Genomic DNA, 12,012 nt, shown 5'->3' on the forward strand with positions numbered 1-12,012 from the left:
TATCAAATTTCATAATTTTAGATTCCTATAATTTCTATTTTAAATATATTTTATAGGAATTTTAAAATAACTAGGTTATGCAAGAAGTCTATTAATTAAAATAATAAACTTATCAAAAGTAGTAGTAATTTGGTCTTCTTGTCCATAAATTCGATAAGTAATCATTTTTTTATCCCGTTCTTGGTCACCAATCACAATTTGATATGGAATTTTAGCAACTTGTGCTTCTCGAATTTTATAACTTAAACGCTCATCACGATCATCAATCATTGTACGTAATTTTAACTTTTTAAATTGCTGATGTAATTCATTAACATATTCCAAATGATGCTCATTATTAACTGGGATTATGACAATTTGTTTTGGAGCTAATCAAAATGGTAAAACCCCTTTTGTTTGTTCTAATAAAATTGCGATAAAACGTTCATAAGTTCCAATTAAACCACGATGTAACATTACTGGTCTTGCTTTTGCTCCTGTTGCATCAATATAACTTAAATTAAATTTTTTTGGTAATAAAAAATCAAATTGTAGAGTTGAAACAGTAATTTCATGGTTTAATGCTGTCTTAATTTGAATGTCTAACTTTGGTCCATAAAACGCTGCTTCGCCAATCATTGGCACATATGGAATTTTTAAATCATCTAATGCTTCTTGTAGCATTTGTTCAGCATGATTTCACATTTGATCATCATCATAATATTTTTCCTTATTTGCTGGATCACGTAATGACAATGAATAATAATCAACAGTAATTTTTAAATCTGTTAAAACTTCATTAATTAATTTAAAACAACGTTTAAATTCTTCTTTTAACTGGTCATGACGTAAAAAGATGTGTGAATCAGTTAATTGCATCATTCGTACTCGCTCGAGTCCTGTTAAGCTTCCCGATGTCTCATAACGATGTAAAATGGCATGCTCAACAATCCGTAATGGTAATTCACGATAACTACGTTGTTTATAATTATAGACAGCAATATGGTGCGGACATGCCATTGGCCGTAAAACACTAATTTCATTATCTTGTGCCATTGGTGCAAACATATTTTCTTGATAATGATCCCAATGACCAGAAATTTTATACATTTCACTAGTTCCAATAACTGGTGTATCAACCTCAATAAAATCATATTCTCATTCTTTTCCTCGGATATATTCTTGTAGTACTTTTTTTAATGCCATTCCATTTGGTAACCAAATTGGTAAACCAGGTCCAACTAATTTATCAAAAGTAAAGATTTCTAAATCCTTTCCAATTTTACGATGATCGCGTTCTTTTCGCTCTTCATATACTAATAATATTTGTTCAAATAATTCACGCGAAAAATGTGAACTTCCAGTTAATCGTTGCAACATTTTATTTTTAGCATCATCTTGTCAATACGCTCCTGCTAAACTTCAAAGTTTTAATACTTTAATATGTTTTAAAGTTGTAACTGGATAAGTATTTGGCAAATATAATTCATTGCCAAGTAAGTATCCGGCTTGTTCTGCCCCTGTTTCTAGACAAAAAGTTAATAAATAAGGATTATTATCCCTATATCATTTTTTTGCATCGGTCAGAGTCCCTAAAACAGGTGTAATAGCGAGATTATTATTAATTAATTTTGTTACTTCCTGTTCTAAAGCACTAAGATCAGTTTCTTTTAAATGTGGTTCAACATCAAAGTCAATTAAAAAGGTATCATCTTGTACCACAATTTTAGCAATTTTAGCGGTTGGATGTAAATTAGTAATTGCTTTTGCTACTATTAATGCTGTTGTATTATGCAAAATTGATAAGGCTAGTGGTGATTTATCAGTAATAATTTCTAATGGCCCATCAGTTGTTACTAAATAGTCTAAACTACGAATTTGACCAGCAAAAACCCCACCAAAGGCAGCTTTCCCTAGACTTGATGCAATACTGCTGGCAACAGCATGAATTGTTTGTGGACTTTTAAATTCACGAACTTGCCCATCTGGTAATGTAATTTTAATCATTTGTAATCTTCCTTTCCTAAAAATAAAACTCGCTCCCAATAATTATTAAAACAATAATACTAGGAGCGAGTTCTTCGCGGTACCATCCTAATTAAATTAGGATTTAACCTAATTTATCTTTCACACTTAATAACGAAAAGTGCTTAAACGTAAACTAACCGTTGTTACTAGTAATCTAATCGTTCTTTTATTAAGCTTCCATCATCCTTAACTTGCTGAGAAAAGAGGAAGATTAGACCATGGGTAACTAGTTTAATTATTTAATTGTAATTTCTTTAATTTCTTCGTTGCGCGCAAATAAAATTGTTGAACCAATTTTTGCTCCTCATTTTTTTGCAACTTCACAAATTGCTTTTTCATCTGTTTTAAATGCTTCATAATTATCAACTTTATTCATAAAAATTGAATGCCATGATCCAAAGGCAGTATACAATTCTGACAGTGGACTAACTCCTAAAATTACTACATTCGGGCGGAATTTTGAAATTGTTTTTAATAATTCTCCGGTGTTTGAAACAACAACAGCATATTCATATTTTCCATCTTTACATTTATTTTCTAATTTTTTAGCAATATCAGCGCGTGGTCCTGTTGTTGAATTCATAGCATCTTCTAATTGCTTTTCATAATATAATTTTGAATAAAATTCATGCTCTGCTCGTTTATTAATCATTGCCATTGTATGAACAGTAATAAATGGATAGTCACCATTTGCTGATTCACCTGATAACATTGTTGCATCAGATCCTAATTCTGTTGCAAAATAAACATCAGTAACTTCTGCTCGTGTCGGCGATGGATTTTCTGTCATTGTTTCTAACATTTGTGTTGCAACAATAACAATTTTTCCTGCTTCACGACATTTACGAATAATAATTTTTTCTCAATATGGAACATCATAATAAGGAATTTCTAAACCTAAATCTCCCCGTGCAACCATAATTCCATCCGATGCGGCAATAATTTCATCAATATTATTAATTCCAATTTGTGATTCAATTTTAGCAATAATTTGAACATGTTCAGCTTTACACTCTTTTAATAATTTTCGAATTTCTTTGATATTACCAGCTGTGTTAACAAATGATGCTGCAATATAATCAATTCCTTGTTCAACTCCAAATTTAATATCATTAATATCTTTTTCAGCTAAAAATGGTAATGTAAAGTCGACCCCCGGTAAATTAATTCGTTTATTTGTTTTAACAATATGATGGTTGAAAGCTTTTGTTTCAATAATTCCTGGCTTAACACCAGTAACATTTAACTGTAATTTCCCATCATCAACTAATACTACGTCACCAACTTTTAAGTCTTGTGACATATCATATGAAACAGTAATTTCCGTTCCAGTTCCTTCACGGCTTTGATATTCTTTTGGTAATGAATAAATTGTAACTTTTGCACCAGCAACAATTTCTTGCTTCCCATCTTTCATTATTCCAACACGAATTTCTGGACCTTTCGTATCTAATAATACTGAAATTGGTTTACCAATTTTAGCACTAACTTCTCGTGCTCACACAATTCGTGCTCCTTGTTCAGCATGATCTCCATGTGAAAAGTTTAAGCGAATTGTGGTCATTCCTGCTTTAAACAGTTCTTCAAGGGCTCTCGCTGAATGGGTACTTGGCCCAATTGTTGTAATAATTTTTGTTCTTTTCATTTTCTCGTTAATATTAAAGTTATCCATTCTCTTGACAATCTCCTTCTAAAAATATTTTACCACCTTATTTTATCGTAAAATTATGATTTTTGATAAATATTCTGATTTAATTCATCAAATTTAGCTCAAATTTCTTTCCGTGATGGTCGTGGAATACTTAATGCTTCCATAATTGGACGAGCAATAATTTGATCATCGTGATTGCCAATTGCTAAACCACCTGCTCCCGCAATAATTTGTTCAACAGCAAATTGTGCCATTTGAAAAGCACGATAACGCTCCATTGCCGTTGGATTACCACCTCGTTGGATATGTCCTAAAACTGTTGCACGGGTAATATAACCACTTTTACTTTCAACTAATTTTGCTAATTTATGCACATCGGGATAAATCATTTCACTAACAACAACAATAACACTTCGTTTTTGTGTTTGATGTAATGTTGCAACCCGTTCAGCAATTTCTGTCTCAGATAAATCAGCTTCGTTAATTGAAATAATATCTGCTCCACCAGCAATTCCAGCATATAAAGCAATATCACCACAGGCATGACCCATTACTTCCACAATTGAACAACGATTATGTGATTGCATTGTATCACGCAAGCGATCAATTGCTTCAACAACAATATTAATGGCAGTATCAAAACCAATCGTATAATCCGATGAAGTGATATCATTATCAATTGTTCCTGGTAAAGCAATACAATTAATTCCCATCTCTGTTAACCGTTGCGCTCCTTGATAACTTCCATCACCACCAATAACTACTAATGCTGCAATTCCTTGTTTTTTTAAATTAGCAACAGCTTTTTCTCGTACCTTTGGGTCTTTAAATTCCGGTAAGCGTGCACTACCAATCACAGTCCCCCCTAAACGCATAATACTATCCGCAAAATTATTATCAACAACTTCCATTCAATTATTAATTAATCCTAAATAACCATCACGAATAATATATGTTTCTAATCCTTTAGCATGTGCTGTTTTAATAACCCCTGCAATTGCCGCATTCATTCCTTGTGAATCACCACCAGATGTTAAAATTCCAATTTTTTTAAGCATGCTTTTTCTCCTTCTCTTTTGTTTTTTTCATCTTGTTTATATTAATTTTAGTTGATATTCTACGATTGTAAAGATTTTTTTAACTAAAAAGCATAAAAAAACACTTTGTAAGTGTTTTTTTATTTTGTTCCAAATAAGAAAAAGTAATTCTTATTCACCTACTTTAACTGTTACTTTTGCATTGAATCTAAATTGACCAGTAATTTTTGCTGAACTATCCTTTGCTTTAACTGTTACTTCAACAGTTTTCTCTGCTGAATAGTCTCCCGTTTCACCAGTATTTGTAATTTCAAATTCACTTTTTTCTACACCTGGTGCTTTCGCTTGTATAGCATCTAAAACAGCTTGTGCAAGAGCTGTATTTTTATTAACTGCTTCTAATTCATTTTCTGTAACTTTTTGTTGATTGTCTACTGTAATTTCTACAGTTTGATCAGGCACTGTTACATCTGAAATATCTGCTTTTGTTACTTCACCATATTTTGGTAAAGTTACTTTAATATATCCTGATTTACCAATAACAACGGTTTTATCTTTTGCTGGAGTAATTTGAACATATACATCAACTTTACCTGCTTCTAAATTAACAGTCTCTTCTAATGTTTTACCTTTGTTGTCTGCATAAAGTTCATATAAAAAGTCAGTTGCTTTTGCTGTTTTTACAACACCTTGTACTGCTTTTAAAACATTAGGATCTAATGCTTTTCTAATATCATTAATTTTTGCATTTTTTGGCTCTACAGTTACAGGTGCTGCAATTGTTTTAACTCTTGATAAGTTGTTACTTTCAGTTTTGTTACATGCGATTACTGATGTTGTCCCTACAGCTGATACACCAAAAACTGCTAAAATCGATAAAAGTCTCTTCATTTCTTATATTTCCTTTCTCTATTAAGTAGTGTTTTTATAAAAGCAAATGTAATTAAAATTACATTGAATATATAAGAGAAAAATAGTATTAATAATAATTATTAATTGCTTCTAACCCTACTTTATACAATTTATATCTTTCTTTTTATTTCCCTTATAGAAGCAATTATACAATAAATATTTTTAAAGACAATAAATATTTCTTAAAAGAAAAAAATTTTTCAAATAAATTGTTTAATCTTTTTCTGTATTTTTAGCTTCTTTTGATTCAGAAACCGGTTCTTCGCTTACTTGTTGTTCACTAACTTTTAATTCTGGTTTGGTCTGTTCTGGAACAAATGGCATAATTTCTTGATTTAATAAATTAACATTATTAATCATAAATTGCCCTGCTTGACTTGCTAATGAAAAACGACATTTCTTTTTACTACGGGTTCCTTCGGTATGATAAATTACTAATTGATTTGTTTTATCATTGCGTTCAACACGAGTAATTTTTCGAATTAAAATTCGCTCCCCTAAAAAAGCAATTTCCTTTTCATCAATTCCAACAGCAATTAGTTGTAAAAATAAGAAAATATAAACTCCTACCCCAACTGTCAAGCCAAAAACTAACACAATCATAATAATTAATGGTGCAGTTGTTGAGAAATCAATAACAAACTGGAATAAAAATCCAAGAATAACAACTGGTAAATTAATTCCTAACACTGTAAATAAAATAATTAAAATTTTTTTATTAATAAAACGTGCTTTAAATTCTCGTTTTGTAAAACTAATTAAATAACCAATAATTGATAAACTAACTGCAACAAATAAAAATGCTGCCATCGAGATTGCAATTATTGTTCCTTTTTCAGTATTTTCCATTTTTAGGCTTTCCTTTCTATCACAATGATTCTTATTTGCGAACTTGTGCCATTACTTCTGAAGCAAAATCAATTTCTTCTTTTTCAATTCCTTCGCCAACTTCATAACGAATCATATCAACAACATGAACATTATTTGCTTTTATAACATCACTAATTTTTTGATCAGGATTAACAACAAAAACTTGGTCTAAAAATGATATTTCTGCTAATTGTTTATTTAAACGCCCTTCAACCATTTTTTCTAAAATATTATCTGGTTTTCCAGCATTTTTTGGATCATTTTTTGCTTCAGCCGTTAAAATTGCTTTTTCACTATTTAAAAAATCCGTTGAAATATCATCACGTGAAATAAATTTTGGACGCATTGCCGAAACATGCATTGCTAATTGTTTTCCAATTGTTTCATCAATTTTACCACTAAAAGTTAAAACAGTTGCAATGCGATTATTAGAATGTAAATAAAATCCGATTGATTGATCTGCTTTTAAATGAATTATTTTAAAACGACGTAAGGTAATCTTTTCACCAATTGTTGCAATAGCATGAACAATAACAGTTTCTAATGATTCACCATTAACTGATATTTTTAATGCATCTTCCACAGTTTTCGGTTCATTATTAATTAAAGTTTCTCCTACGGTTGCCATTAAATCTAAAAATTGCTTATTTTTTGCAACAAAATCGGTTTCTGAATTAACTTCGAAAATAACTGTTTTATCACCTTTAGTTACTAAACCAACTAATCCTTCAGCAGCAACTCGATCAGATTTTTTGGCCGCTTTGGTAATTCCTTTTTCACGCAACCATGTAATTGCTTCTTCAATCTTTCCATCAGTAGCTTCTAATGCTTTTTTACAATCTAGCATTCCGACTCCTGTTCTATCTCTTAATTCTTTTACTAATTGTGCAGTAACTGCCATTCTAATTCTCCTTTCAAATTTAAGGGTGCTTGTATTGAAACTAACCAGTTAATACAATTTAATTTTTATGTTATTTTTTTACTATTTTATTATCAACAACTGTTAAATGTTTACTTAATTCACTAACCATTTCAGCTTTTTTTGCTTTTGGTAAGGCAAATCCTTCACTAAGAATTTCTAATTCATCAACTTTTAATTTTGATAATGTTTTTTCTAAATCATTATCAACTACATTAATTGTATCGAAATTAAAACTTGGTGGTGGAACTGGAACTGGTTCTTCTTTAACTGCAACAGGTTCTGCTACAGCAGGTGCCTCTTCTTTTCTTGAAGGTTGTACTTTGTGTGCCGAATATGTTTCTTTTCCACGTTCATTTCTTCCACTCATTCTTCGATTATCATATTGCCCACCACGTGAATTACGATTGTCATCACCATCACGGCGCGTAAATTCATTTGGTTTAAATTGAGGTTCTGGCATTTTAATTACCATTGCATCACCATATAAATCAGCAATATGATGAGTAATAATTGCAATTGAGCGTGAAGTATCATCATTTGCTGGAATAATATAGTCAATTGGGTCAGGGTCAACATTTGTATCACAAATAGCAATCACTGGAATTCGTAATTTGCGTGCTTCCCGAACGGCAATATGTTCCTCTTTTGGATCAACCACAAATAATGCTTGTGGTAATTCTTTCATTCCTTTAATTCCACCTAAGAATTTTTCTAATTTATCTTTTTCTTTTTTAATTAACATTTGTTCTTTTTTTGGTAATAATTTTAATTCCCCATTTTTTTCTTGGCGTTCAATATTTCATAATCTTTTAACACGTAAATGAATTGTTTTTAAGTTTGTTAATGTTCCACCTAATCAACGTTGATTAACATAAAAACATTCGCAACGTTCCGCTGCATCCTTAACAATCCACTTGGCTTGTTTTTTTGTTCCAACAAATAAGATTTTTCCCTTACGTGCAGCAATACTTGCCATTAATTTTTTAACATCTTCTAATCTTCATAATGTTTGTTGTAGATCAATAATGTGAATCTTATTCTTTTCACCATAAATGTATGGTTTCATTTTTGGATTTCATCGTTTTGTTTGATGCCCAAATTGAGCACCAGCTTCTCATAACATTTCTCTTGTTAATTCTTTTGCCATATTTCTATTTAATTCTCCTTTTCGTTAAAACATCCATTTATTTCTAACATTTACCACTATCTTATTAAAACAAATAGCACTGGGCAAATGAATCTATAAATGTGTATTGTATATCATTAATTTTATTGAATACAAACAATAAAATTATAACATATTTTGTTTTAAACAAACAAATAAAAATGTTATTTATCTTTGATAAATAACATTTTTGGCTGTTCATTTGAATTCTGTTCATTCTTCTATTATTGTGTTTTAATTAAAAATTGTTTGTTTTTCAAGGTTTCATAATTTTTAATAAATTAAAAATAAGTAAATCAAAAACAAATATTTTTAATTCAACATTTTTAATGTCCAATGGTTCGGATTAATTTCTTCCTTTGAAAAATTAATTAATGGTAAATTTGGATTAAGTTGTTGCAATGTTAAAATTTTAATTAAATCTAAATTTTCAATTTGATGAATCTCATCTCTTGAGCGAGTTAACATTTGCTGCAAATATAATACCAAAATAAATAAGGCAAATAAATCGACAATTAATGTTGTAATAGAATAAATTTGTTGGAACAATTGACGCAATTTAATATTTTCTTCCAATATTATTGGAATTAATAATTTTGAAGTATTATTAATAATATTGAAAAGAATTAAAATAATAGCAAAACGAATAACATTGCATTTTTCATCTTGACGGGTTAAAAGACCACATAATTGTAAACTAGCAATAAAAATCGTTATTACTAAAATAGTTAAAATAATAAATAATTCTTTATCATAACGAAGATTTACATCATTAAAATTATTAAGAATAACTGGTCCAATAATAACAAATGGTGAAGCATAAACAATATATAACAAAAGTGAAATTAAACGCCGACTATTGAAAATCATAGCTAGGGTAATCGTTAATTGTACATATGAATATCCTGTTAATAATATTCGATAATAACTTGGATCAATTGAATAATCTGGTACTAACACTAAATTTCAAATTAATTTACTAAAGAAAAAGGTACTAATTCCCCCAATAATTGAAACACAATTTAGTAAACTACGTGAAGCACTAATTTTTTTACTTTTATAATGTAAAAAAGTTCATGATGAAAGAATTGTAAATAAAAAAAAGGCAGCAAAAATAAACATTCATAAAAAGAACTTAAAGACACTATCACTGACATATCTATTTTCAAGAATTCATTGACGAATAAAAGGGTTGCTACAAAAGTCTTTAAATAAAATATCATCAAATGAATAATTCATTAATGTTTTCTCCCCCTTTTTGTAAATTTCTCCACTATCATTATACTCTACTTTTGCAGAAAAAAAAGAAAAACAATTATTAAAAAGTTGAAAAAATGGCAAAGCCAACGCTATACTCTCGCTCATGACTAATTGAAACATGAACAAGTTCATTTTGTTCTAATGAAAGTCCTTCAACATGAAGGTTATTATCATCTTTTAAACAAATTGTTACTTGGTTTAAAATTAACTTACTTTCTAATGCTTTAACTAAAGCTTCTTTTACCGCTCATCGTCCTGCTAAAAATTGTCGTTGAGCATTTTTATCAAAAAAAGTTGCATATTGTTTTATTTCAGCTGGACTTAATACTTTTTGAATGAATGCTGTCGATAATTTAATTCGTTTATTTTGAATAATATCAATACCAACATTTTTAATCATAATTTTTTCCTCCGTTTGATAACTTACTAATATTTTAACAAAAAAGGTTGAAAAACGATATAATAATTTTATAAAAGAAAATAATGAGAGCCATCATATGAATAATATCAGTTTTAAGAAAGTTGATTCCACAATTATTAAAGCAATTATTACTACTTATCAAAATTATGCAATTCATAATACAGATTCCAATAAAACTAATGTTTTTAATAAAAATGGGATTATTATTACAATTTATAAAACAAATAGTGTTTTATTTCAAGGCTATCAAGCTGAAAAAGAAGCAAAACGTTTTTTTCCAACCTTAATGAGTCCTTTACCAAATAAAAATGTTTCTATTCCAATGACATATTTTCAAAAAGATGTGATTGGTAACGATGAAGTTGGTGTTGGCGATATTTTTGGCCCGCTAGTTGTTACTGCTTCTTATCTTACGCTTGCAACTTTTAATGAATTAGCAAAGTTACCAATTAAGGATAGTAAAAAGATGACAAAACAGCAGATTTTAAGTTTAGCCCCAATAATTAAAAAAATGGTCAAAAGTGTTACTATTATTATTAATAATGAACTTTATAACAAATGATATGCTAAATATCAAAACGCTCATATTATTAAAACCTTAGCGCATAATCAAGCTTTAGTCCAATTATTAGCAAAACATCAGTTGAATAATAAAACAATTTTTATTGACCAATTTGTTAACCAAACAAAATATTTTGAATATTTACAAAAAACTAAAACAAGTACAATTATCAAAGATAACCTTGTTTTTATTACTAAAGGAGAAGAAAAATCATTAGCCATTGCTTGTAGCGCGATTTTAAGTCGTGCCGCCTTTCTAATTAAAATTAATGAACTTGCAACAAAATATCATTTATCGTTTCCCTTAGGGGCTAGTGAAGATGTTAAAGCGCTAGCACGTAAATATAAAAAACTGCTTCCAGCGACTACTTACACTCAATTTTTAAAAGAACATTTTAATTTAACAAAAAGATAATCTTTCTAGAAGGATTATTTTTCATCTTCATCAAAAGCAATTATTTCATTGTGTAGAATAAACGATGAAATAGGACAAAAAAAATCAACCAACCCTTATTGGGTTGATTTTTTTATTTAAAAATTAACTCTAAAAAATAATTTGAAAGTGAGGTAATGATAATTCAACAACAACAAATATGTGATGTTAATGATTGTTATAAAGTAATATCATTAATTACCCAAGAATTTTTATCAAATAAAGTTTTATGAACTTGTGAAAAACACAAAGATTTATTAAATCAAACTAAAAATTGAAAGCAAAAGCAATTTTATCAAAAACTAGAAAATTCAAAAATTATATTTGATTGAGAAACTGGGTTTTTAAAACTTAAATTTTATAAAACAACTTAATGTAGGGTGGAACGGTTATTTGTTAATAATTAAGTACTAAATTAATTGTTTATAATTCATTTTCTACAGCCGGCCGAGGCAGGTACTGAAATAGTGTATGAGGAAAAATGTAAATCGGCGCTGGTTCATTATAACTAAGCGATAGTGGTGATAAGTGCAAGGTCAACATCAAACCACAATAAATATGTGAAAACCATATACATTTTAGACCACTGATTTAGTCTTTAAATTAGAATGGAGATTAAAATGAAAAAGTATATGGTAATAAGCATTCCAACTGAAAATGAATTATATTCATTACAACGAAAAATAAAAAAATGATATTTACAACAAAAACTTACAAAAGAAATAAATTATATTTATCAAAATGTCATTAATTATTTTAATTTATGTCAGAAA

General features: G+C 29.0%; 11 protein-coding genes. 2 read left to right on the forward strand and 9 right to left on the reverse strand.

Annotated elements, in window-relative coordinates; translation table 4 throughout:
- Window positions 1-75: 75 nt before the first annotated feature.
- The 9 genes from thrS to BST80_RS02085 form a co-directional block, all read right to left on the reverse strand.
- On the reverse strand, window positions 76-1,986 hold the full coding sequence (gene thrS / locus BST80_RS02045; RefSeq protein WP_415745732.1) for a threonine--tRNA ligase: 1,911 nt from the start codon (window positions 1,984-1,986) through the stop codon (window positions 76-78).
- Window positions 1,987-2,242: 256 nt separating this feature from the next.
- Window positions 2,243-3,679 carry a pyruvate kinase gene (gene pyk, locus BST80_RS02050; protein WP_415745733.1) on the reverse strand — a complete coding sequence of 479 codons (1,437 nt, stop codon included), beginning with the start codon at window positions 3,677-3,679 and terminating at the stop codon, window positions 2,243-2,245.
- 53 nt (window positions 3,680-3,732) lie between these two features.
- A complete protein-coding gene (gene pfkA, locus BST80_RS02055; protein ID WP_415745734.1) occupies window positions 3,733-4,716 on the reverse strand; it encodes a 6-phosphofructokinase in 984 nt (327 codons plus the stop codon).
- A 150-nt stretch (window positions 4,717-4,866) separates the two neighbouring features.
- Complete coding sequence (locus BST80_RS02060) at window positions 4,867-5,586, reverse strand: spiralin lipoprotein (RefSeq protein WP_415745735.1); 720 nt, start codon at window positions 5,584-5,586, stop codon at window positions 4,867-4,869.
- Window positions 5,587-5,820: 234 nt separating this feature from the next.
- Window positions 5,821-6,456, reverse strand: a complete 636-nt coding sequence (locus BST80_RS02065; RefSeq protein ID WP_415745736.1) for a hypothetical protein — start codon at window positions 6,454-6,456, stop codon at window positions 5,821-5,823.
- Window positions 6,457-6,487: 31 nt separating this feature from the next.
- Entirely contained in the window at window positions 6,488-7,378 is an 891-nt protein-coding gene (tsf, locus tag BST80_RS02070; RefSeq protein WP_415745737.1) for a translation elongation factor Ts, read from the reverse strand.
- Window positions 7,379-7,448: 70 nt separating this feature from the next.
- The gene (rpsB, locus tag BST80_RS02075) at window positions 7,449-8,546 is read right to left on the reverse strand and encodes a 30S ribosomal protein S2 (RefSeq protein ID WP_415745738.1); all 1,098 of its coding nucleotides are present in this window, start codon (window positions 8,544-8,546) and stop codon (window positions 7,449-7,451) included.
- A 330-nt stretch (window positions 8,547-8,876) separates the two neighbouring features.
- The gene (locus BST80_RS02080; protein ID WP_415745739.1) at window positions 8,877-9,803 is read right to left on the reverse strand and encodes a hypothetical protein; all 927 of its coding nucleotides are present in this window, start codon (window positions 9,801-9,803) and stop codon (window positions 8,877-8,879) included.
- 79 nt (window positions 9,804-9,882) lie between these two features.
- The gene (locus tag BST80_RS02085) at window positions 9,883-10,224 is read right to left on the reverse strand and encodes a holo-ACP synthase (protein ID WP_415745740.1); all 342 of its coding nucleotides are present in this window, start codon (window positions 10,222-10,224) and stop codon (window positions 9,883-9,885) included.
- 97 nt (window positions 10,225-10,321) lie between these two features.
- Here BST80_RS02085 and rnhC point away from each other — a divergent pair, with 97 nt between their 5' ends.
- Window positions 10,322-11,221, forward strand: a complete 900-nt coding sequence (rnhC, locus tag BST80_RS02090) for a ribonuclease HIII (protein ID WP_415745741.1) — start codon at window positions 10,322-10,324, stop codon at window positions 11,219-11,221.
- A 155-nt stretch (window positions 11,222-11,376) separates the two neighbouring features.
- Window positions 11,377-11,613 (forward strand): hypothetical protein, encoded by a 237-nt coding sequence (locus BST80_RS02095; protein ID WP_415745742.1) that lies wholly within the window; start codon window positions 11,377-11,379, stop codon window positions 11,611-11,613.
- Window positions 11,614-12,012 lie beyond the last annotated feature (399 nt).

Source organism: Spiroplasma sp. Moj, from assembly GCF_016082285.1.
In the GTDB taxonomy this organism is placed as follows: Bacteria; Bacillota_I; Bacilli_A; order Mycoplasmatales; family Mycoplasmataceae; genus Spiroplasma; species Spiroplasma phoeniceum.